Here is a 21,044-nt window from a genome sequence, read left to right as displayed (position 1 = left end):
CGTGCATCTCGCCACATGAGCGCAGTCTTGCGCATGCTCGACATGTCCACCATCGATCGCCACTGCTCCGAGGTAAGTTCATGAATGCCACGACCCGCTCCAGCCTGCCCGCCGACGTCCGCTACATCGGGCCGCATGATCCGAACGCCACTGTCGACGTGACCCTGGTTTTTCGCCATCGCGCCGCGCCGCCCGCCGCCGCGTGGCCACACGCCGCGATGTCCCGCGCGGATTACGCTGCCCAGCACGGCGCGGACCCGGCCGACGTGGAGCGCGTGCGTGCGCTCAGCAAGAAACACGGCATGCGCGAGCTGGATTGCCACATGGATCGGCGCACGCTGCATCTCAGCGGCACCGCGCAGAGCATGAAGGACGCCTTCGGCGTGGACCTGGGCCAGTACGCGATAGGCAGCAGTGGCGCGCACTTCGTCGGCTGTGCGCAGGAGCCCACCCTGCCCGATCCGGCGATCATTGCGGTGCTCGGCCTGGACAAGCGTCCGGTCGCCACCGCGCACTTCCGCAAGCCGCTGGCGCAGCCGATCAACGGCTTTACGCCGCTGCAGCTGGGCGAGCTGTACCAGTTTCCTGCCGGCACCGATGGCAGCGGTCAGACCATTGCGATCATCGAGCTAGGCGGCGGCTATCAGCAGGCCGATCTGGACACGTATTTTTCCGGCTTGGGCATCAAGGGGCCGACGGTGACGAGCGTGTCGGTCGACGGCGCCAGCAATACGCCCGGCGGCGATGCCGATGGCGAGGTGATGCTGGATATCGAGGTGGCCGGCGCGCTGGCGCCCGGTGCGAAATTTGTCGTCTACTTCGCAGCCAATACGGATCAGGGCTTCTACAACGCCATCGCCCAGGCCGCGCACGACGCCACCAACAAGCCCACGGTAATCTCGATCAGCTGGGGTGGCCCGGAGGACAGCTGGGCACCGCAGGGCCGCGATGCGCTGGAATCGGCGCTGCAGGACGCCATCGCGCTCGGCATTACCGTGACCGTGGCCGCCGGCGACGCCGGCTCTACCGATGGCGAAACCGACGGCAAGCCGCACGTGGACTTTCCCTCCTCCAGTCCCAGCGTGCTGGCCTGCGGCGGCACCAGGCTCACCGCCAGCGGCAGCAAGATAGCCAGCGAAGTCGTGTGGAACGAAACCGCCACCGGCAACGGCGCGACTGGGGGCGGCGTGAGTGCTGTCTATCCGCTGCCCACGTGGCAAGCCTCATCGAAGGTGCCAACCGGTGCGGCCAGCTTCAATGGGCGCGGGGTGCCCGACGTGGCCGGCGACGCCGACCCGCTGACGGGCTACAAGATACGCGTCGACGGCAAGGACGTGGTGTACGGCGGCACCAGCGCCGTGGCGCCGCTGTGGGCAGCGCTGGTGGCGCGGCTCAATCAGGCGCTCGGCACCACGCTGGGCGATGGCCACGCGGCGCTGTATCGCGCCGGCAAGGCCGCCTTTCACGACATCACCCAGGGCAACAATGGTACGTACAAGGCGGCCGCCGGCTGGGATGCCTGCACAGGCCTGGGCAGCCCGAACGGCGAGGCGCTGCTGAAGGCGCTGCGTAGCGCCTCGGGCGGCAGCGCGAGCGGCAAGAAATAACGCGCGAGCGGCGCGGTTTTGCCGCCTCGCAGCGCGACAAGAGGCGCCGTGATTTACCGCAAGGCTGGACGATGGGCGGCATTCCCGGCAGGCTTGGCGTTTTCCGCTTTGTCCGATGGAGCTCTGATGCGTGTTTCCGCCCCGACCCTGCTAGCCGATCTCGGCGGCACCAATGTGCGATTTGCCCTGTCCGACCCGAACGGGGCCACGCCGCTGCAGATGGACACCGTACGGCGCTATCACGTCAACCACTTCGCCTCGCTGGCCGACGCGACACGCCAGTACTTCAAGGACAGCGGGCTGGAAGCCAACCGTGCGCTGATCGCCGCCGCCGGGCGCATCAGCGAAGGCGAGACGGTGCAGATCACCAACAATCCGTGGGCGATCTCCGCGCCGAAGCTGCAGGCCGAACTGGGTATGGAGTCGGTACATCTGGTCAACGACTTTGCCGCCCAGAGCATGGCGGTCATGCTGCTGCAGCCGAAAGATCTGGTGCCTGTCGGCGGCCTGCCGCTGCCCAAACCCGGCACGCAGGACGAGCAGACCTTCGTCATCGTCGGCCCCGGCACCGGGCTTGGCGTGGGCGGCCTGCTGATCCGCCAGGGCAAGTGCAGCGTGCTGCAGACCGAAGGCGGCCACGCCGGCTTCGCGGCGCACTCGCCGGAAGATATCGAAATTCTCAAGCGCCTCAACCAGCGCTACGGCCGCGTGTCCAACGAGCGGCTGATCTGTGGCAACGGCCTGGTCAACCTGTATGACGTGCTGTGCGAGATCGCCGGCAAGACGCCCGAATCGCTGAAGCCCGAAGACATCAGTCAGCGCGCCAACAGCAACAGCGACCCGCTGTGCGTGCAGGTGGTGGAAACCTTCGCCGGCATCTTCGGCAGCGTCGCCGGCGACCTGGTAATGACCATCGGCGCCTGGGACGGCGTATACCTCACTGGCGGCCTGGTGCCGATCCTGCTGCCGTGGATGGAGCGCGGCCGCTTCCGCGAGCGCTTCGAGGCAAAGGGCCGTTTCCGCGACACGATGGAAAAGGTGCCAACGCAGGCGATCATGAATCCGGAGCCCGGCCTGGTGGGCGCCGCAGCGCTCGCGATCGTGGAATCGGGCGGCTCGCTGCTGAATCGCCGCGACTAGAACGTCAGCGTTCTTCAGCGTTCGCAAAACGAGATCGTGCGGTGCGCCGCGCGGTCGTCACATCCGGCCTGACATAATCGTTCGTTAATTTTGCGCCGCCGGAGTTCTCATGTCGCTTGATAAAACCGCGTTTCTGTTCGATCTCGACGGCACCCTGGTCGACAGCGTCTACCAGCATGTGCTGGCGTGGAAGGAGTCACTGGATGCCGAGGGCGTGCCGGTCTCGGTGTGGCGCATCCACCGTCGCATCGGCATGAGCGGCGGCCTGTTTCTCAACATGCTGCTGCGCGAAACCGGTGTCACCATCAGCGACGACAAACTGCTGCGCCTCCGCCACAACCACGCCGCGGCCTTTGGTCGGCTGGCCGCGGCCGATGCGGTGCAACCGCTGCCCGGCGCGCGCGAGCTGCTGGATTTCCTCACCGAAAACAAATTCCCCTGGGCGATCGCCACCAGCGGTCGGATGGAAACTGCGCGCCACAATCTGGCCGCGCTCGGCGTCGACCCCACCACGGTGCCGGTGGTGACGCGCGATCAGGTGCGCCACGCCAAACCCGACCCCGACCTGTTCATCGCCGCCGCCGATCGGCTGGGCGTGGACATCCGCAACGCGCTGGTCATCGGCGACAGCGTCTGGGACATGCTCGCCGCGCAGCGTGCCCGCGCGCTCGGCGTGGGTCTGCTGTCCGGCGGCTATGGCATTGCCGAACTGCAGCAGGCCGGCGCGTTCCGCGTCTACGAAGACCCCGCCGACATGCTTCACCATATCGACGAGATCGCGTCGCGCGATTGAGCTCACGCGCTTCGGCAAATAAAGCCGTGCGGATGATGTCAAAAATCTGGATTCAGATATTTAGCCGGGCGCCAGCAGCGCATCCAGATCGCCCTGATCGAAGCTGAGCTTTTCGCGGCTGCCGCCGCCTTCGAGCACGGCGGCGGCGAGTTCGGCCTTGCGTGCTTTCAATTCTTCGATGCGCTCTTCGACGGTGCCGCTGGTGATCAGGCGGAACACGAAAACCGGCTTGTCCTGGCCGATGCGATGGGCGCGGTCGCTGGCCTGCGCTTCGGCGGCGGGGTTCCACCACGGGTCGTAGTGGATGACGGTGTCGGCCGCGGTGAGATTGAGGCCGACGCCGCCGGCTTTCAGCGACAGCAGGAACAGCGGCACCTCACCGTTCTGGAAACGCTGCACGGGCTCGGCGCGATCGCGCGTTTCGCCGGTGAGGGTGACGTAGCGGATGCGGCGTTTATCGAGTTCGGCGGCGATCAGTTTCAGCATGCCGGTGAACTGCGAGAACAGCAGCACCTTGCGACCCTCGTCGAGCAGCGCCGGCAGCATCTCCATCAGCATCTCGAACTTGGCTGACTCGTGCACGCCGCGCGCGACCTCGAGCTTCACCAGGCGCGGATCGCAGCAGACCTGGCGCAGCTTGAGCAGCGCGTCCAGCACCACGATGCCGGAGTGCGCGATGCCGCGCTGGGCGATGACCTCGCGCAGCTCTTCGGCCAGCGACAGGCGCAGGCCTTCGTACAGATCGCGCTGGCGGCCTTCGAGCACCACGCGGCGGGTGATTTCGGTTTTCGGCGGCAGCTCCTGCGCCACCTGCGCCTTGGTGCGTCGGAGGATGAACGGCGCGAGGCGCAGATTGAGCCGCTGCTGGCATTCCTCGTCGTGCTGCTTTTCGATCGGCACGCGATAGAAGCGGCGGAACGCGCCTTCGTCGCCCAGCAAACCGGGCACGGCCAGATCGACCTGCGACCACAGCTCGCCGAGATGGTTTTCGAGCGGCGTGCCGGTGAGGCAGACGTAGCGCGAGGTGCGCAGGCTGAGCAGCGCGCGGCGCGCCTGCGTGCGCGGGTTTTTTACCTGCTGCGCCTCGTCCAGCACGATCAGCGCGAACGGCTGCTTGCGCAGCGGCACCACGTCGCGCGGCAGCAGCGCATAGCTGGTCAGCACGATGTCCTGCGCGCCGAGCTGGGCGAATTCCTCGGCGCGCTGCGGCCCGTGCAGGGTCAGCACCTTCAGCATCGGCGCAAAGCGGGCGATTTCCGATTGCCAGTTGGGAATCAGACTGGTCGGCACCACGATCAGCGCCGGCTGGCTCAGCGCGCCGCCCTGCTTCAGCGACAGCAGATGCGTGATCAGCTGCAGCGTTTTGCCCAGGCCCATGTCATCGGCCAGCACGCCGCCGACGCCAGCTTCCGCCAGCGCGTTCAACCAGCGCAGACCTTCGCGCTGATACGGACGCAGCTCGACGGTGAGGCCTTCGGGCACCTCGTCGCTGGCGCGCTCGGCCGCATGGCGCAGGCGCCCGGCAAACCCGCGCAGCGACTCGGAGGCCTCCAGCGCGCTGCCGCCGGGCATGGCGTCGACCAGCTCCTCCAGCCGACCGGCCTGGACGCGCGGCAGGTGAAGTTTCTTGCGCGGCTTTTCGAGGTATTCGGCCAGCGGCGCCAGCAGGCCGCGCAGCTCCTTCAGCCGCACCGGCACGCGTCGGCGCGCGTCGACCGGTGCGTACCACACGGCATCCTCGGGTTCGTTCGGCGCGGGGCGCAGGCTCAGCTGATTTTCCGTCAGCGCCTGGGCGACGGCGGGCAGCAGGTTGTGCCGCTGGCCGTCCAGTTCGATGCCGATTTCCAGATCGAAGGCGTGATCGTCGGTGTCCTCGACCGCGTGGCCGTACCAGCGCACCGGGCCTTCGAGCACTTCGAACGGAAAGCTCGGCGCGTATTCGACCTGGAAGTTTTCCTGCTCGAGCTTCGGCCGCAGCGCCAGCCAGCGCGCCGGCGTGTTGACCTCGAGCGCCCCAGCGTAACCGGTGCCGGGAAACAGCCACGCGTCGTCGGGCAAGGTATCGGCGACGTCCCAGGGCAGGCCTTCGGTATCGACGCCGGGAGTCAGGCCGGCGTGCTCGAGCTGCTCCATCGCCGAGAGCTCGTCGGCGCGGCGGCGGGTGATTTCCACCAGCTGGCCGTTGCGCACGCGGCGCACCAGCGGATCGCCGCCGCGGCCAGGCAGACGCTCGCCGGCGTAGTCGAAGGCCAGCCGCGCATAGCCCAGCGGCGGCGTGCCAGCGGCCAGCCGCGCGTGTCGGGTGAGCGCATGCAGGGTCAGCACCGGCTTGGGCGCCAGCTGCGAGCGGCGCAGCTCGCCAAAGACCTGCGGCAGCGGCACGCGCGTGGCGAGGCGGCTGTTGGGCAGCCGGCTGCGCAGGCGCTTGCCGTGCTCGTGTTTCAGCGGCGGCAGCTCCAGCCACAGCGTTTCCTCCGCGGCCGCGTCGAGCATGCCCAGCGTGGCGCGCTCGGCGTCGAGGTACCACAGGCTGTCGATGCGCAGCAGCCGCTGATTGCTGGACAACTGCGGCAGCAGGCGCTGGCTGCCGTCGGACTCCATCACCCAATGCCAGTTGAGCGGATGCGACTTGCCGCGCGACAGGCGCAACCCGGCCAGGCCACCCAGAAAGCACGGCGCGGTATCCAGCACTTCGGCCAGCAAGGTGTCGCCGACGTGACCACTGAGCCGGGCGTAGCTGCGGCTCTTGCGCAGGCTCTGCGGCAGGCCGAGCACCGTGGCGGCGAGGCGCTGCTCGTGCGGCTGCAGCGGCAGCTGGCCAAGATGCTTGCTGTCCAGCGGCACCGGGCGCGTGTAGCGGCCGTTCTCCAGCTGCGCCAGCAGCACCGGCGCCACGTCGATATGCGCGTAGACGGCGCCCTCTTCGGGCATCACTTCGAGGAAGAAACCGAGCACGCCGTGGTCTTCGGCGGCCACCGGCTTGGGCGCAGCCAGCAGGCGCCGCCACGCCAGCGGCAGCGTCTCCTCATCGCCTGCGGCGGGCGCCGCGGCCTGCTCTTTTTCGTCCGGTTGATGCATCCGCATGCGGCCCGTGGCGACGACCAAAACACCGAGCTTAGCAGTGCCGGGAGACTTGCAACCGTCGTTGCGCCGCGGTCTTTACAAACCGTCGCGCGAGCGGCCGGCACCGGGCCGGCCAGACCGGCTAACCGGCGCCGAAAAGGCCGCGCGGATATTCCGGCTTCTGCTCGCGCGCCATCAGCGATCGCAGCGCGTTGACCGGCGTCACGTCGCCGTGCAGCACGGCGCGCACGCCCGCGCTGATCGGCAGATCAAGGCCATGCTTGTCGGCCAGTCGGGCGACTTCGTCGGCGGTCAGCACGCTTTCCACCACCTGACCGATTTGCCGCACGGCCTCGTCGATCGCGATGCCGCGGCCCAGCGCCAGACCGAGCCGCCGATTGCGCGAAAGATCGCCGGTGCAGGTGAGCACCAGGTCACCCAGGCCGGAGAGTCCGATCAGCGTTTCCGGCCGCGCGCCCAGCGCCAAGCCGAGGCGCAGCATTTCGTTCATGCCGCGGGTGATCAGGCCGGCGCGGGCGTTCAGCCCCAGCTCCATGCCGTCGGCGATACCGGTGGCCACGGCCAGCACGTTTTTCATGGCGCCGCCGAGCTCCGCGCCCAGCATGTCGCCGCCTGAGTAGGCCCGCAGGTTCGGCGCATGCAGCAGGCTGGCCACGGTTTGCGCAAAGGCCGCGTTTTCCGAATGCACGGTCACGGCGCTGGGCAGACCCGCCGCCACTTCGCGCGCGAACGACGGGCCGGTGATCACGGCTGCCGGCCGGCCCGGCAGCTGTTGCGCCACCAGTTCGTGCAGGAACCGGCCGGTGCCGGGCTCGAAGCCTTTCGTCGCCCAGGCAATCGCCGTATGGGCATCGAGCAGCGGCGCCAGCTCCTGAAGCATCGAGGCGAATGCGTGGCTGGGCACCACGATCAGTACGATGCTGGCGCCGCGCACGGCGGCGGCCAGATCGCTTTCGTAGTGCAGCTGCTCGGGCAGTTCGATATCCGGCAGATAGCGCTGGTTGCACCGACTGGCGGCCATCTCGGCCAGGGCCTGCGGATCGCGCCCCCACAGCGTGGTCGGCACGCCGTTGCGTGCGGTGAGCGCCGCCAGCGCGGTACCCCAGGAGCCGGCGCCGAGCACCGCCAGAGTGGAACGTTCAGCCATGTCCAGCGCTCAACTTCAGCTGTTGAGCGTGGCCGGGGCCTCGTCGCCGCCCATCATGCGGCGCTGCTGTTCGGCGAACAGCGCATCGAAGTTGATCGGCTGCAGCAGGAACGGCGGGAAACCGCCTTCCAGCACCAGCGAGGAGATCGTCTGGCGGGCGTACGGAAACAGCAGGTTTGGGCAGTAGCTGCCGATGATGCCGGCCTGGTCCATCTCGTTGAAGCCGGCGATGCCAAACAGGCCGGCCTGCTCCACTTCGGCCAGATACGCGGTGCGCTGGCCGACGGTGCAGGTCAACGTGAGGCTCAGCACCACTTCGAACTGGTCGTTGCCCATGTCGGTGACTTTCTGCCCCAGATTCAGCTGGACCTGCGGCTGCTCGGTTTCGTTGACGTCCTGGAAGATCTGCGGCGCGTTGGGCACTTCGAAGGAAACATCCTTCACATAGATCTTCTGCACCACCAGCTGCGGCTGGTCGGCTTGGCCATTGGCCTGGCCGTTGGTGATCATTTCTGCCATCGGAATTTCCTCGGGTCGTTAGTCTATGTGGAACAAAAAAGAGGTGGATTGTTCCATACATCCCCGCGGCGCGCACGCCGGGTGATCGACGAATCGGTGCGGTTGATTGCGCGCAGCCCGGTGTTTCTGCGATGATACGCGGCTAGCCAGTGCCGACCCGATACTTCGGGGAGCCCGCCACGCGATGCGGGCCTTGCGATCATTGCGTTGGAAACACTCTCCAGCATCGCGTGGCGCCAGTCGCCGCTGGGCCGATACTGCCCTGGCTAACGGGTGGTGAATCCGCGGTTCTCATGGATCCTGGCAACGCGCCTCGGCCTTGAAACCCAATCTAGGAGGTCGTTATGGCCCGTGTATGTCAAGTCACCGGTAAAGGTGTGCAGACCGGCAACAATGTCTCGCATGCGAACAACCGCACCCGCCGTCGCTGGTTGCCCAACCTGCACGAGCGCCGCTTCTGGGTTGCCAGCGAGAATCGCTGGATCAAGCTGCGCGTTTCCAACAATGCCCTGCGCACCATCGACAAGAACGGCATCGAAGCCGTGATTGCCGAGATGCGCGCCCGCGGCGACAAGGTCTGAGGATTGAGCCATGGCTAACAAGACACAAGACAAGATCCGCATGATCTCTTCGGCCGGCACCGGCCACTTCTACACCACGCAGAAGAACAAGAAGAACACGCCGGAAAAGTTCGAATTCAAGAAATACGATCCGGTCGTGCGCAAGCACGTGATCTACAAGGAAGGCAAGATCAAGTAATCGATCGCGCGCAAGCGCATGCCACCCGGTAGCAGCGGCTTCAACGCCGCGACAGAAAACCCGCCCTCATGGCGGGTTTTCTTTTGGCGCTAGCGGCACCGACCCCACCGGGCAGTCCGCATCGGAGAGGCATGAACTTGCTTCCACTTCCCTGTCTGGTTCGCTGCGTGTCAAAAACGGACGCTACACGTTACACACCCATGTCCCGGTTACCCTAGCCCCGCACCTGGCGGCATTTCGCGCTCGCCGGAGATCTTTGATGAATACGGATACTCGGCCGATCGTGGTGTTCGACGGCGTCTGCCTGCTGTGCAACCGCTGGGTGGACTTTCTACTGCGCCACGATCGCACCGGTCGATATCGTCTTGCGGCCATGCAGGGTAACCACGGCCGACGCCTGCTGCAGACGCACGGCCTTTCGCCAGACGATCCATCATCGTTTCTGCTGGTGCAGGACGGCGCCGGGTTCACCGATACCGAGGCGCTCATCCGCGTACTCAGCGGGCTTGGCCGAGGTTGGAAGATCATGGCCTGGGCGATTCGTGCCGTGCCGCGCTTTATTCGCGACCCGGCCTATCGCTGGGTGGCGCGACACCGCTATCGTCTATTTGGTCAACGCGCGCAGTGCAGGATGCCCGATGCCGCCCGCGCCGATCGCTTTCTCGACTGATAGCCAGCACGCATGGCAAGACGTTGCGCGACCGCGCTGGGGGGCCTTATATCAGGCCAATTTCCGGGCAAGAAACGCCATCGGCATCAAAAATAATTAAGCGCGCGCAGTCATGCGCATCTCGCCAAACAAAAAGTACCCGCCGAAAAGGCGGGTATTTTGGTAAAAACATGCGCTCGGCTTAGTGCGCGGCGACCGCGTAACCTTTCAGCCTCTGCGCAAAATCCTGCAGGGCGCGGATGCCGCTTTCCTCGGCTTCACGAATCCACTGCTGCAGTCCGTGCAGGGCCTGATCGGCGCCGCGCTGCTCCATCAACGCCGCGAGGCGATTACGGAAGTCGTACACCGTGCTCAGCGTCGGACGCTTGGCCAAAGCTGCCTGCAGATGATCGCGGCCTTCGTTGTCGAGCCAGCGTCCGCCGTCGGCCAGCGCGCGGCGCAGGCGGCGCGGCACGGCTTTGAGGCTTTCGCCGGCGTGCTGCGCTTCCTCACCGATGGTCGGCACGATCACGCCGCGGTAAAAATCGGTCATGGCCTGGAAGCGATGCGTCAGCACGGCGCGCAGCGTGTCGGCGTCCGGCAGCGGTACGTTGGGACGCACGTCGAGCGAGGGCGCCACTCGCAGCACCTTGGCCAGACCGATAGCGCGCAGGCCGCAGATCGCCGCCCAGCCGATGTCGAATTCCCACTTGCGCAGGGCGAATTTGGCCGAGCTCGGAAATGCGTGATGGTTGTTGTGCAGCTCTTCGCCGCCGATCCAGAAAGCCCACGGAATCAGGTTGCGGGCGGTGTCGGCGCTCTCGAAGTTGCGGTAACCCCACCAGTGGCCGATACCGTTGACGAAACCGGCCGCCCAGAACGGGATCCAGATCATCTGAATTGCCCAGATGGCCGCACCGATCACGCCGAACAGGGCGAGATTGATCAGCAGCATGAGCGTCGGACCCCAGTACGGGTGGGCGCCATAGACGTTGTTTTCGACCCAGTCGTCGGGCGTGCCGCGGCCGTACTGCTCCATGTCCTGCTTGGAGTAGCAGGCCTCGCGGTACAGCGAGACGCCGTCCCAGAACACCTTCTTAATGCCGTAGATCATCGGGCTGTGCGGGTCGTCGACCGTCTCGACCTTGGCGTGGTGCTTGCGATGCACGGCCACCCACTCACGCGTCACCATGCCGGTGCTGATCCAGCCCCAGAAGCGGAAGAAGTGCGCCAGCGCCGGATGAAAATCCACGCCGCGGTGCGTCTGGCTACGGTGCAGATACAGCGTCACCGTGAAGATGGTGAGCTGGGTCGCGACCAGCAGGTAGATCAACATGTCGCCCCAGCTTGCGCCGGTGACACCGTTGTTGAGGAAGTTCAGCACCGCGTCGAGCATAGAGACACCAAGAGGTAGTGAGTCAGATGAGTCTAGTTGGCGAATTCCGTACTTGCCAGCATGGTCTCATCATAAATAGTAGCAGCTGGTCAAGCGAGAGAATGTGAAAAAGGCATGTGGCGGCGCCATGATGACGACCTGTTGTTTAACCATGGCGTCGCGATGACAATCAGGCAATGACTGCCAACACCCTATCCTCAGCTCCCGTTCTGCAACTGGACCGTCTCACCCGCCGCCGCGCCGGCCGCCGCGCCGTTGAGGGGCTCAATCTTCAGCTGCAGCGCGGTCAGGTGCTGGGCCTGCTGGGCGTCAACGGCGCCGGCAAATCGACCACGCTGTCGATGATTGCCGGCGCTATGCGCCCTGACAGTGGTGGCATCCAGCTGAATGGCGAGGATTTCCTCGAATATCCCGAACTGGCGAGCCGGCTGATCGGCTGGCTGCCCGAGCGTGCGCCCCTGTGGCCCGAACTCACCGTTGGCGAACACCTCGACGCCCACGGCCGCCTGCGCGGCTTCAAGGCTAAGGCGCTCCGCGAGGCCCGCACCGCAATCATCGAACGGCTGGAACTGCAGCCGCTGGCGCATCGCCTGGCCGGCGTGCTCTCGCAGGGCCAGCGTCAGCGCCTCGGGCTGGCCTGCGCCCTGCTGCACCGCCCGGCCCTGCTGGTGCTGGACGAGCCGGCCAACGCGCTCGATCCGGTACAGGTTGCCGCCTTGCGCTCGGTGATTCGCGAACAGGCAGCGAGCGGCACGGCGGTGATCCTGTCCACGCACCTGCTGACCGAAGTCACCGCCGTCTGCGACCGCGTCGTCATCCTGCATGAGGGCACCCTGCGCCACGACGGCCTCGTGCAGGGCGACGATCACGCGGCGCTGGAGCGAACCTTTTTCGACATTGCCATGCACGGCGACGCCGGCGCGGCGCGCGCCGCATGAGTTATTTCGCGAGGAATACCTCCGCCGTGGCGCGGCTGGAATGGCGTCGCCTGATCGTGCGTCCGCTAGCCTGGGTGCTGGCCGCCATCACGCTGGCGTGGCTGGCGTGGAACTTCACCCTGCTGATGGGCGGCTTTCTCGCGTCGCAGATGCAGCGCGCCGCGCTGCCCGACAGCCCCGGCTTTACCGACCTGGTGGCCGTGCCGCTGCTGGCCCAGCTGGTTCAGCTCGGTTTTCTGGTGGTGCCGCTGCTGACCATGTCGGTAATCGCCGGCGAGCGGCGCAACGGCACGCTGCCGCTGCTGTTCGCCGCGGGCGTGACGGCCTCGCGCATCGTGCTTGGCAAATATCTGGCCGTGTTGGGATGGCTGCTGCTGTGGCTGCTGCTGACGCTGGCGATGCCGCTGGCGCTGGCTCATCTCATCAGCCTCGACTGGGGCAAGCTGGCAGCGGCGGCGCTGGGGCTTACCCTCATGCTGGCCTCGCTGGCGGCGCTGGGCATCGCCTGCTCGGCGTTTGCTTCGCACCCGGCGATCGCCGCGGCCGCCGCACTGGTGATCACGCTGGCGCTGTGGAGCGTCAACCTAGGCGCGCAGATGGCCGGGATCAACGGCGGCGCCATCAACTGGCTGGCCATGAGCTCGCACGTTCAGCCAATGCTGCGCGGGCTGGTGTCGACCACCGACATCGTGTGGTTTGTGCTGCTGATCGCGGTGTCGCTGGCCCTGGCCACGCAACGGCTGTCCGCCGAAAGGGAGCGCGGCTGATGCGCACTTTGTTTAGACGTCTGGACGGCTGGCTGTTCGCGCTGATCCTTCTGCTTGTCGCCGGCGCCGTGGGCTACCTCAGCACGCGCATTTTTCACGAGTCGGACTGGACCGCCAACGGGCGCAGCAGCCTGTCGCCGGAAAGCCGCGCGGTGCTCGCCACGCTCGACGGTCCGGTGGACATCGTCAGCTACGCCAATCCGCAGGGTGATCTGCGCCAGACCGTGGCCGGTTATCTGCAGCGCTATCAGCAGGTAAAACCCGACCTCACGCTGCATTTCGTCGACCCGCAGCTGGACCCGGCGAAGATGCGCGAGCTGGGCATCACCGTGGATGGCGCGCTGATCGTCCACTACCGCGGCCGCGAACAGCGGCTGGATGAACTTTCCGAGCGCAGTCTCACCAATGCGCTGGAGCGACTGGTGCGCGGCAACGACCGCATCGTGGCCTTCGTCACCGGCGACGACGAGCGCCGCGCCGACGGCAAGGCCAACGCCGACCTCGGCACCTTCATGGCGCAGCTGGAAGGTCGCGGCATGCGCGCCGTGCCGCTCAACTTTTCGCAGGCCTCGGCGGTGCCGGAACACACCGATCTGGTGGTGCTTGCCAGCCCGACCCTGCCCTTGCCGCCTGGCGCCGTGCAGGCGCTGGTGACGTATGTGCAGAACGGCGGCAACCTGCTGTGGCTGACCGAACCGGGCAACAGCGATCTGGGGCTCGGTCCGCTATCCGCCGCGCTGAGCGTTCGGGTATTGCCCGGCGTGCTGGTCGATGGCTCGGGTGCCGCGCTGGGTCTGAAGGATCCCCGCATGATTGCGCTCGGCGACTACGTGCCCAACGCGATCACCCGCGGCTTCACTCTGACCACGCTGTTCCCGCAGGTGTCGGCGCTGGCGCAGGTCGCGCAGGGCGACTGGGCCGTGCATGCCTTCCTGCGCTCCAGTCCGCAGAGCTGGACCGAGTTCAAGCCGATCGATAACACGCAACCTTCCGACATCCGCTTCGATGGCGCAGCCGGTGAGTTGAAGGGGCCGCTGGATTTCGGCTTTGCCCTGAGCCGGCTCTCGCCGAGCCCGGACAAGAGCGAGCAGCGCGTGGTGGTGATCGGCGACGGCGATTTTCTTTCCAACAGCTTCCTCGGCAACGGCGGCAACCGTGCGCTGGGCGAGCGCGTGTTCGACTGGCTGCTCGGTGACGACAAGCTGGTGGATCTGCCGCCGCGCGGCGCGCCGGACCGGATCATGCAGATATCGCAGGACGAGCTCAGCGCCGTGAGCGTCGGCTTTCTGATCGGGCTGCCCGTGCTGCTGCTGCTGATCGGCACGCTCATCGTATGGCGCCGGCGGCGGCGTTGAACGATGCGTCGTTCGGTTCGCCATCGTTTGTCGCTATTGCTTGTCGCCATTGCCATACTGGCTTTCGCGGCGTGGCAATGGCGACAGGAAAATCAGGAAGCGCCCGGGACGCTGTTGGCACTGGAGCCATCGGCCATTTCGCGCGTTGAAGTGCATATCGGCAATGCGCCAACCGAGCATTACGCGAAGCGCGGCGGGCACTGGTACCGCATCGACGGCGCCGCGGTGCGCGCCGATGACGGGCGCCTGGTCGAGCTCACCGAAACAGCCGCCGCATCGGTGCTGCGCTGGCGGCCGGCCGGCGATTTCGACGCGGCCCGCATCGGCCTGACCCCGCCCAGCGCCACGCTGAAGCTGGACGGCCACGCGCTGGATTTCGGCGAGATATCGGTCACCGGCCCGCAGTGCTACGTGCGCGTCGACGGACGCGTGGCGCTGGTCTCGGTTCGCTATATGCCCCGAGCATCACGCGGCCAGGCCGACAAGCTACCTTAGCTTCACCTTGCGCGGCGCAGTCTGCGCCCCATCTTTCATGCATCGACAGCAGGAGTCCGACCCATGGCCACGCCCGTGAAACGCAAGCCGGCAGCAAGCGAGAAAGTAGTCGCCAAACCGGCCAGGAAATCCGCTGTCAAAAAGGTGGCGGCCAAAAAGATCAGCGCGAAGAAAACGGTCGCCAGAAAAAGCGCTGTCTCCTCCGGCAAGGGTGTCATCGGCGTGGTCGGCATGGCGGTAATGGGCCGCAATCTGGCGTTGAATATCGAAAGCCGCGGTCACGTGGTGTCGATCTTCAACCGCAGTCGCGAGAAGACCGACGAAGTGATTAAGGACAACCCCGGCGCCAAGTTCGTCCCCAGCTACACGATTGAAAAGTTTGTCGCCTCGCTGGAAAAGCCGAGGCGCATTCTGCTGATGGTGCAGGCGGGCGCGGGTACCGATGCGGTGATCGCCGAGCTGAAGCCGCTGCTGAGCAAGGGCGACGTGCTGATCGACGGCGGCAACACCTTTTTCAAGGACACCATCCGGCGCAACCAGGAGCTGGCCAAGGCCGGCATCCACTTCATCGGCACCGGCGTTTCCGGCGGTGAGGAGGGCGCGCTGCACGGCCCGTCCATCATGCCCGGCGGTCCGCGCGATGCGTACGATCTGGTCGAACCCATCCTCACCGAAATCGCCGCCAAGGCGTCTGATGGCGCGCCGTGCGTGGCCTACATGGGCGACGACGGCGCCGGCCATTACGTCAAGATGGTGCACAACGGTATCGAATACGGCGATATGCAGCTCATCGCGGAAAGCTATTCCGTGCTCAAGCACGTGCTGGGTCTGTCCAACAAGGAGCTGACCAAGGTTTACCGCAAGTGGAACGAGGGCGAGCTCGACAGCTATCTGATCGAGATAACCACCACCATTTTCCAGAAGAAGGACGAGGAAACCGGCAAGGACCTGGTCGACGTGATTCTCGATCGCGCCGCGCAGAAGGGCACGGGCAAGTGGACCAGCCAGAGCGCGCTCGACCTCGGCGTGCCGCTGCCGCTGATCACCGAAGCGGTGTTTGCGCGCGTGCTGTCCTCGCTGAAGGATGAGCGCGTCGCCGCGAGCAACTATTTGCACGGCCCGAAAACCAAGGCGTTCAAGGGTGATCGCAAGGCCTTCATCGAGTCGGTCCGCCGTGCGCTGTATCTGAGCAAGATCGTCTCCTACGCGCAGGGCTTCGCCCAGCTGCGTGCGGCGGCCGAGGAATACCAGTGGAAGCTCGACTACGGCACCATCGCCAAGATCTGGCGCGGCGGCTGCATCATTCGCGCGCGCTTTCTGCAGGACATCACCGACGCCTACAAGCACGACGACAAGCTGGCCAACCTGCTGCTGGCGCCGACGTTCGGCAAGATCGCGCAGAAGTATCAGGAGGCCTTGCGCGAAGTCGTGGCCGCGGCCGTGCGCATCGGCGTGCCCGTGCCCGGCTTCAGCTCGGCCATTGCCTATTACGACGGCTACCGTTCCGAGCGCTTGCCGGCCAACCTGATTCAGGCGCAGCGCGACCTGTTCGGCGCGCACACGTTCGAGCGTATCGACAAGCTGGGCAGTTTCCACGCCGACTGGAATTGATGCATGCCTGAACTGCCCGAAGTCGAAACCACCCGACGCGGTATCGAGCCGCATCTGGCCGGTCGACGCGTCGCGGCAGTGACGCTACGCCGAAACGACCTGCGCTGGCCGATTCCGCCGGAAGTCAGCGAACGGCTTCCAGGGCAGGTGATCGACAGCGTCGAGCGGCGCGCGAAGTATCTGCTGATCCACACCGCGGCCGGCAGCGCGATGCTGCACCTGGGCATGTCGGGCATGCTGCGCGTGCTGCCGCCGGACGCGCCGATCGGCAAGCACGACCATGTCGACATCGTGCTTGAAAGCACCGCCGAACACCGCGGCCGCGTGCTGCGCTTCACCGATCCGCGCCGCTTTGGCAGCCTGCTGTGGCAGCCTTTCGGCGAACTGCACCCGCTCCTGGCGGCGCTCGGTCCGGAGCCGCTGACCGACGCGTTCGAGGGCGACACGCTGTGGCGCGGCTCGCGCGGGCGCAGTGCCGCGGTGAAACTGTTTCTGATGGACAACGCCAACGTCGTCGGTGTTGGCAACATCTACGCCAGCGAAGCCTTGTTCGCCGCCGGCATCGACCCGCGCCGCGCGGCGGGCAAGGTGTCGCGCGAGCGTTATGCTTCACTCGCCGCCGAAGTTAAACGCATCCTGGCTTGGGCGATCGAGCGCGGCGGTACGACCCTGCGCGATTTTCTCAACCCCGACGGCGCACCGGGCTATTTCTTCCGCGAGCTCAACGTCTACGGCCGTGCCGGCGAACCATGCAAGGTATGCGGCACGCCGATCAGACAGGTGGTGCTTGGGCAGCGGTCGACGTTCTGGTGCCCGCGCTGCCAGAAGTGACCGTTCAACGCAGGTTGGCAGCTGCGTAGGTTGGCGGTGAGCGCAAGCGACAGTGGAGGCAGGATGCCGGAACGAACATTCGCGCAGCGAATGGCCCGTAGGGCAACTCGCAGGAGCGAGTTGTCACCCCAACGGGATCTGCGGCGGGTGTTGGGGTTCGCTTGCGCTCACCGCCAACCTACGCGTCACTCGGATCGATGGAAACGGATCGCGATAACCCGTCAGGCGGCCGCTACTGAAGCGCCCTCGCGACTCATCTCTCGCCCCCGCTCTTCCCTACTCAGGCCACTCAAACTCGACAAACGTATTGTTGAAATCCTCGTCATCCAGGCCGCCGCCCAGCTGCGCGACGACGCTGGCGCCTAGACCGTCGATTTCCAGCGCCTGACCGTCGACGAAGTGCGCGCCCAGCGCTTCGAGTTCGACCAGCTTTTCGCACAGGATGCCCGCGTGCTCGCTGAGCGCATCGGGCACACCGCGGATGCTGATGTCGGGGCGGCCGAACTTGCGCATGCCGCGGGTATGGATCCATGAATGATCCGGCTCGGACTCCGCGTCGCGCATGATCAGCACATGGCTGCGGATCGGCGCGCCATCGCGCACGAGGAAACGGCGACGCCACGCATCGGCGTCGAGCAGGCTCAGCGTCTGCGGATCGAGAATCGCCACGCCGCCGATATCGAGCAGACCGGCCAGCACGCCGAAGGTGTCGCGCAGGTAGCCGGTGGCCTCGCTGTCCGCGAGCGTGCCGCGCACGACCATCACCTCGGGCGCGTCCACTGCGAGCTTGTACGCATCGGGCGCATCGTCCTTGAACATACGGCCCATGCCGCCCTTCAGCGGATAGCCCTCCCACTGGCGCAGGCTGGCGTGATTGTGGTTCACCGCCTCGATGCCGGCGGGCAGGCCCGGACTGCCGTAATCCGCCGAAGGCACACGCACCGCCTCGAACTTGCCGAACACGTAGAACTGCAGAAGGATCTCCTCGTCGCTGGGCTGCCAGTGCGGGCGCTGCCAGGCGGGGATGATGATCGGTTGGCTCATGCGGGTTTCCTGGTCGTGGTTCGTGTTCGGGTGAGTGCGCAGCGCGCTAGTCGTTCAGCGGCAATACCGTCTGCTGCAGCTCGATACTGGCGCTGCCCTCGCTGATTTTCTTGAATTCGGCGCGGCTGACCGAGACATAGCGTTCGTTGCCGCCAATCTCAACCTGCGGGCCATCTTTCACCGCGCGGCCGTGTTCGTCCACCCGCACCACCATGGTGGCCTTGCGGCCGGTATGGCAGATGGTCTTGATCTCCTCGAGGTTGTCCGCCCAGGCCAGCAGATACTGGCTGCCTTCGAACAGCTCGCCGCGGAAATCGGTGCGCAGGCCGAAGGCCAGCACCGGAATCGTCAGCCGGTCGACCACGTCGCTGAGCTGCCAGACCTGCGCGCGCGTCAGAAATTGCGCTTCATCAACGAAGACGCAGTGCAGCGCGCCGTTGGCGACAACATCGGCTTCGACCAGGGCAAGCAGATTTTCTTCGCCAGCAAAGCGTCGGGCCTGCGCCTTCAGACCGATGCGCGACGCCACTACGCCCTCGCCGTAGCGATTGTCCAGCGCGGGCGTAAGGATCAACGTGCGCATGCCGCGCTCGTGATAGTTGTACGCGCTCTGCAGCAGCGAGGTGGTCTTGCCGGCATTCATCGCCGAATAGTAGAAGTAGAGCTTGGCCATGGGCACGCGTCGGACGGTCGAACGCGCATGGTAGCGCGGAGACGACATGCGGGTTGGGTGACGGAGCAGGGGCGAGAGACGACTTTGGCCAACTCGGTGTGTTCTGCATCCACCGGGGCTGATGAATGACCAACAGCGCCAAAGGGCGCACTCGCTACTCGTCCCTCGCCCCTGCTCCAACCCCGCCCTTTGCTACCATCACCAACCCACGCTGCGTATCCCATCATGCTCAATCCGCAACAACTGGCCGCCGTTGAACACTGCGACAGCCCGCTTCTGGTGCTGGCCGGCGCGGGCTCGGGCAAGACCTCGGTGATCACTCAGAAGATTGCGTGGCTGATTGCGCGCAGGCACCTCAGCGCCTCGAAAATCGCCGCCATCACCTTTACCAACAAAGCCGCCCGCGAGATGCGCGAGCGCGTCGGCCAGCTGGTCAGCGCCGAGGATGCGCAGGCGCTGACCGTCTGTACGTTCCATGCGCTGGGTTTGAAATTCCTGCAGATCGAGCACGCGCGGGCGGGCCTGCGCCGCGGCTTTTCGGTACTCGACTCGGACGACAGCGGCGCCATCGTCAAGGAGCTGGCGCCCAAGGGTGCGAAGAACGACGTGCTCTTCGGCATCCGCAACCTGCTCGGCCGCGCCAAGAACGTCGGCCTGTCGCCGGTAGAGGCGCTGGCCGCCGCGCGCAGTCCGCGCGAGCTGGAGGCTGCCACCATCTACGACATGTACCAGCAGCGGCTGGCGGCCTTCAACGCGGTGGATTTCGACGACCTGATCCGGCTGCCGCTGCGCATTCTGGAAAGCGACGCCGAGTGCCGCGCAACCTGGCAGGAACGCCTGCGCTACCTGCTGGTCGACGAATACCAGGACACCAACGACGCACAGTACCGCCTGCTGAAGGCGCTTACCGGCGAACGTGGCGGCATCACCTGCGTCGGCGACGATGATCAGTCCATCTACGCCTGGCGCGGTGCCAACCCCGAGAACATCGACCAGCTCGGCCGCGACTGGCCAAATCTGCGGGTGATCAAGCTGGAGCAGAACTACCGCTGCGGCAAGCGCATCCTGCGCGCGGCCAACCAGCTGATCGCCAACAACCCGCACCTGCACGAAAAGAAGCTGTGGAGCGAGCATCCCGAAGGGCCGCCGATCCGCGTACTGGAATGCAAGGAGGCCGAGCACGAGGCCGAGCGCGTCGCGGCAATCGCCACCACGCTGGCGGAAAAGCACAAGGCGCGCTGGCACGACATCGCCATCCTCTACCGCGGCAACTTCCAGGCGCGTCCGCTGGAAAAAGCTTTTCGCCTGGCGAGAATTCCCTATCACCTCACCGGCGCGCTGAGCTTTCTCGACCGGGCCGAGGTGAAGGACGTGATGTGCTACCTGCGCCTGCTGACCAACCCCAGCGACGACGCGGCGTTCCTGCGCGTGGTCAACGTGCCCAAGCGCGAGATCGGCTCGACCACGCTGGAGAAACTCGGCCAGCTTGCGCAAAGCCGGCAGACGTCGCTGCTCGACGCCACCCGCAGCGACAGCGTGCTACGCCAGCTCACGCCGCGCCCCGCCGCCGCGCTGGCCTCGTTCGCCAACCTGCTCGACGAGCTGCGCAGCGCCTCGCTGCATCAGAACGCCGCCGACCTGGTCGAGCTGATCCTGGCCCGCACCGGCTATGCCGCGCAGATCATCGCCAGCACGCCCGATGCCAGCCTGCGCGAACGCCGACTCGGCAATTTGAAAGAACTCGCCGACTGGTTTCGCGCGATGCAGAAAGGCAACAGCGCCGGCGATCTCGCCGCCCAGTTGGCCTTGCTCAGCCACGCCGATCGCGACGAGCCGGGCAACGCCGTGCGCATGATGACCCTGCATTCGGCCAAGGGGCTGGAGTTCCGGTTCGTCTTCATCGTCGGCTGCGAAGACGGCACCCTGCCGCACGAAGGCTCCATCGACGAAGGCCGCATCGACGAAGAGCGCCGCCTGATGTACGTCGGCATCACCCGCGCCAAGGAGCTGCTAACGCTATCGTGGTCGGCGAAGACCAAGCGCTACGGCGACGTCCACACCAACCAGCCCAGCCGCTTCCTGCAGGAGCTGCCGCAGGCCGACCTGCACTGGCAGGGCAAAGACCCCGAGGCGGACAAGGAAGTCACCCGCGAAACGGCGGAGTCGCACATGGCACGAATCAAGGCGATGTTGGCGGGCGGCTGACGGACTCCACCACGTGGCGCGGCTTATACCG

At 66.0% G+C, this 21,044-nt stretch carries 19 protein-coding genes; 13 read left to right on the top strand and 6 right to left on the bottom strand.

Features of this window, described 5'->3' with window-relative positions; translation table 11 throughout:
* Nucleotides 1-80: 80 nt before the first annotated feature.
* The 3 genes from ACDK93_RS02320 to ACDK93_RS02310 all read left to right on the top strand — a co-directional run bounded on the left by ACDK93_RS02320 (nucleotide 81) and on the right by ACDK93_RS02310 (nucleotide 3,540).
* Nucleotides 81-1,607, top strand: coding sequence for a S53 family peptidase (locus ACDK93_RS02320; RefSeq protein ID WP_458070977.1), 1,527 nt, complete (start codon nucleotides 81-83; stop codon nucleotides 1,605-1,607).
* Nucleotides 1,608-1,733: 126 nt separating this feature from the next.
* Nucleotides 1,734-2,747: a glucokinase gene (gene glk, locus ACDK93_RS02315; protein WP_458070976.1), complete on the top strand. Its 1,014-nt coding sequence runs from the start codon at nucleotides 1,734-1,736 to the stop codon at nucleotides 2,745-2,747.
* A gap of 109 nt (nucleotides 2,748-2,856) precedes the next feature.
* A complete protein-coding gene (locus ACDK93_RS02310) occupies nucleotides 2,857-3,540 on the top strand; it encodes an HAD family hydrolase (protein ID WP_458070975.1) in 684 nt (227 codons plus the stop codon).
* A 60-nt stretch (nucleotides 3,541-3,600) separates the two neighbouring features.
* Here ACDK93_RS02310 and ACDK93_RS02305 read toward each other — a convergent pair whose 3' ends face one another.
* The 3 genes from ACDK93_RS02305 to secB form a co-directional block, all read right to left on the bottom strand.
* Nucleotides 3,601-6,618 carry a DEAD/DEAH box helicase gene (locus tag ACDK93_RS02305; RefSeq protein WP_458072322.1) on the bottom strand — a complete coding sequence of 1,006 codons (3,018 nt, stop codon included), beginning with the start codon at nucleotides 6,616-6,618 and terminating at the stop codon, nucleotides 3,601-3,603.
* Nucleotides 6,619-6,745: 127 nt separating this feature from the next.
* Nucleotides 6,746-7,771, bottom strand: a complete 1,026-nt coding sequence (locus ACDK93_RS02300; RefSeq protein WP_458070974.1) for an NAD(P)H-dependent glycerol-3-phosphate dehydrogenase — start codon at nucleotides 7,769-7,771, stop codon at nucleotides 6,746-6,748.
* Between the two features lie 15 nt (nucleotides 7,772-7,786).
* Nucleotides 7,787-8,290 (bottom strand): protein-export chaperone SecB, encoded by a 504-nt coding sequence (gene secB, locus ACDK93_RS02295; RefSeq protein WP_458070973.1) that lies wholly within the window; start codon nucleotides 8,288-8,290, stop codon nucleotides 7,787-7,789.
* A gap of 344 nt (nucleotides 8,291-8,634) precedes the next feature.
* Here secB and rpmB point away from each other — a divergent pair, with 344 nt between their 5' ends.
* From rpmB to ACDK93_RS02280, 3 genes are all read left to right on the top strand, one after another.
* Complete coding sequence (rpmB, locus tag ACDK93_RS02290; protein WP_179478178.1) at nucleotides 8,635-8,871, top strand: 50S ribosomal protein L28; 237 nt, start codon at nucleotides 8,635-8,637, stop codon at nucleotides 8,869-8,871.
* A gap of 10 nt (nucleotides 8,872-8,881) precedes the next feature.
* Nucleotides 8,882-9,049 (top strand): 50S ribosomal protein L33, encoded by a 168-nt coding sequence (rpmG, locus tag ACDK93_RS02285; RefSeq protein WP_072759007.1) that lies wholly within the window; start codon nucleotides 8,882-8,884, stop codon nucleotides 9,047-9,049.
* A gap of 259 nt (nucleotides 9,050-9,308) precedes the next feature.
* Nucleotides 9,309-9,719, top strand: coding sequence for a thiol-disulfide oxidoreductase DCC family protein (locus ACDK93_RS02280; RefSeq protein ID WP_458070971.1), 411 nt, complete (start codon nucleotides 9,309-9,311; stop codon nucleotides 9,717-9,719).
* Nucleotides 9,720-9,900: 181 nt separating this feature from the next.
* Here ACDK93_RS02280 and ACDK93_RS02275 read toward each other — a convergent pair whose 3' ends face one another.
* Nucleotides 9,901-11,094, bottom strand: a complete 1,194-nt coding sequence (locus ACDK93_RS02275; protein ID WP_458070970.1) for a DesA family fatty acid desaturase — start codon at nucleotides 11,092-11,094, stop codon at nucleotides 9,901-9,903.
* Nucleotides 11,095-11,270: 176 nt separating this feature from the next.
* On the opposite strand from ACDK93_RS02275, the gene ACDK93_RS02270 reads away from it, so the two are divergent.
* The 6 genes from ACDK93_RS02270 to mutM all read left to right on the top strand — a co-directional run bounded on the left by ACDK93_RS02270 (nucleotide 11,271) and on the right by mutM (nucleotide 17,091).
* A complete protein-coding gene (locus tag ACDK93_RS02270) occupies nucleotides 11,271-12,032 on the top strand; it encodes an ABC transporter ATP-binding protein (RefSeq protein ID WP_458070969.1) in 762 nt (253 codons plus the stop codon).
* The gene (locus ACDK93_RS02265; RefSeq protein WP_458070968.1) at nucleotides 12,029-12,799 is read left to right on the top strand and encodes an ABC transporter permease; all 771 of its coding nucleotides are present in this window, start codon (nucleotides 12,029-12,031) and stop codon (nucleotides 12,797-12,799) included. Before ACDK93_RS02270 ends, ACDK93_RS02265 begins: the two co-directional genes overlap by 4 nt.
* Nucleotides 12,799-14,154: a GldG family protein gene (locus ACDK93_RS02260; RefSeq protein ID WP_458070967.1), complete on the top strand. Its 1,356-nt coding sequence runs from the start codon at nucleotides 12,799-12,801 to the stop codon at nucleotides 14,152-14,154. Before ACDK93_RS02265 ends, ACDK93_RS02260 begins: the two co-directional genes overlap by 1 nt.
* Nucleotides 14,155-14,157: 3 nt before the next feature.
* Nucleotides 14,158-14,649, top strand: coding sequence for a hypothetical protein (locus ACDK93_RS02255; RefSeq protein ID WP_458070966.1), 492 nt, complete (start codon nucleotides 14,158-14,160; stop codon nucleotides 14,647-14,649).
* Nucleotides 14,650-14,712: 63 nt separating this feature from the next.
* The gene (gene gndA, locus ACDK93_RS02250; protein ID WP_458070965.1) at nucleotides 14,713-16,260 is read left to right on the top strand and encodes an NADP-dependent phosphogluconate dehydrogenase; all 1,548 of its coding nucleotides are present in this window, start codon (nucleotides 14,713-14,715) and stop codon (nucleotides 16,258-16,260) included.
* A 3-nt stretch (nucleotides 16,261-16,263) separates the two neighbouring features.
* Nucleotides 16,264-17,091 (top strand): bifunctional DNA-formamidopyrimidine glycosylase/DNA-(apurinic or apyrimidinic site) lyase, encoded by an 828-nt coding sequence (mutM, locus tag ACDK93_RS02245; protein WP_458070964.1) that lies wholly within the window; start codon nucleotides 16,264-16,266, stop codon nucleotides 17,089-17,091.
* A 276-nt stretch (nucleotides 17,092-17,367) separates the two neighbouring features.
* Here the strand turns inward: mutM and ACDK93_RS02240 are convergent, their stop codons facing one another.
* Both ACDK93_RS02240 and ACDK93_RS02235 read right to left on the bottom strand, forming a co-directional pair.
* Nucleotides 17,368-18,135: a hypothetical protein gene (locus ACDK93_RS02240; protein ID WP_458070963.1), complete on the bottom strand. Its 768-nt coding sequence runs from the start codon at nucleotides 18,133-18,135 to the stop codon at nucleotides 17,368-17,370.
* Between the two features lie 46 nt (nucleotides 18,136-18,181).
* Nucleotides 18,182-18,808: a thymidine kinase gene (locus ACDK93_RS02235; protein ID WP_458070962.1), complete on the bottom strand. Its 627-nt coding sequence runs from the start codon at nucleotides 18,806-18,808 to the stop codon at nucleotides 18,182-18,184.
* Nucleotides 18,809-19,033: 225 nt separating this feature from the next.
* Between ACDK93_RS02235 and ACDK93_RS02230 the strand changes: the two genes are divergently transcribed.
* A complete protein-coding gene (locus tag ACDK93_RS02230) occupies nucleotides 19,034-21,013 on the top strand; it encodes a UvrD-helicase domain-containing protein (protein WP_458070961.1) in 1,980 nt (659 codons plus the stop codon).
* The last annotated feature ends 31 nt before the right edge of the window (nucleotides 21,014-21,044 follow it).

The sequence above is a fragment of the Rhodanobacter sp. BL-MT-08 genome, from assembly GCF_054161255.1.
This window is presented reverse-complemented; position numbering and strand designations above follow the sequence as displayed.

Coding starts and splice junctions, on each gene's coding strand:
- ACDK93_RS02320 (WP_458070977.1), top strand. CDS start 81: ATGAATGCCACGACCCGCTCCAGCCTGCCCGCCGACGTCCGCTACATC.
- glk (WP_458070976.1), top strand. CDS start 1,734: ATGCGTGTTTCCGCCCCGACCCTGCTAGCCGATCTCGGCGGCACCAAT.
- ACDK93_RS02310 (WP_458070975.1), top strand. CDS start 2,857: ATGTCGCTTGATAAAACCGCGTTTCTGTTCGATCTCGACGGCACCCTG.
- ACDK93_RS02305 (WP_458072322.1), bottom strand. CDS start 6,618: ATGCATCAACCGGACGAAAAAGAGCAGGCCGCGGCGCCCGCCGCAGGC.
- ACDK93_RS02300 (WP_458070974.1), bottom strand. CDS start 7,771: ATGGCTGAACGTTCCACTCTGGCGGTGCTCGGCGCCGGCTCCTGGGGT.
- secB (WP_458070973.1), bottom strand. CDS start 8,290: ATGGCAGAAATGATCACCAACGGCCAGGCCAATGGCCAAGCCGACCAG.
- rpmB (WP_179478178.1), top strand. CDS start 8,635: ATGGCCCGTGTATGTCAAGTCACCGGTAAAGGTGTGCAGACCGGCAAC.
- rpmG (WP_072759007.1), top strand. CDS start 8,882: ATGGCTAACAAGACACAAGACAAGATCCGCATGATCTCTTCGGCCGGC.
- ACDK93_RS02280 (WP_458070971.1), top strand. CDS start 9,309: ATGAATACGGATACTCGGCCGATCGTGGTGTTCGACGGCGTCTGCCTG.
- ACDK93_RS02275 (WP_458070970.1), bottom strand. CDS start 11,094: ATGCTCGACGCGGTGCTGAACTTCCTCAACAACGGTGTCACCGGCGCA.
- ACDK93_RS02270 (WP_458070969.1), top strand. CDS start 11,271: ATGACTGCCAACACCCTATCCTCAGCTCCCGTTCTGCAACTGGACCGT.
- ACDK93_RS02265 (WP_458070968.1), top strand. CDS start 12,029: ATGAGTTATTTCGCGAGGAATACCTCCGCCGTGGCGCGGCTGGAATGG.
- ACDK93_RS02260 (WP_458070967.1), top strand. CDS start 12,799: ATGCGCACTTTGTTTAGACGTCTGGACGGCTGGCTGTTCGCGCTGATC.
- ACDK93_RS02255 (WP_458070966.1), top strand. CDS start 14,158: ATGCGTCGTTCGGTTCGCCATCGTTTGTCGCTATTGCTTGTCGCCATT.
- gndA (WP_458070965.1), top strand. CDS start 14,713: ATGGCCACGCCCGTGAAACGCAAGCCGGCAGCAAGCGAGAAAGTAGTC.
- mutM (WP_458070964.1), top strand. CDS start 16,264: ATGCCTGAACTGCCCGAAGTCGAAACCACCCGACGCGGTATCGAGCCG.
- ACDK93_RS02240 (WP_458070963.1), bottom strand. CDS start 18,135: ATGAGCCAACCGATCATCATCCCCGCCTGGCAGCGCCCGCACTGGCAG.
- ACDK93_RS02235 (WP_458070962.1), bottom strand. CDS start 18,808: ATGGCCAAGCTCTACTTCTACTATTCGGCGATGAATGCCGGCAAGACC.
- ACDK93_RS02230 (WP_458070961.1), top strand. CDS start 19,034: ATGCTCAATCCGCAACAACTGGCCGCCGTTGAACACTGCGACAGCCCG.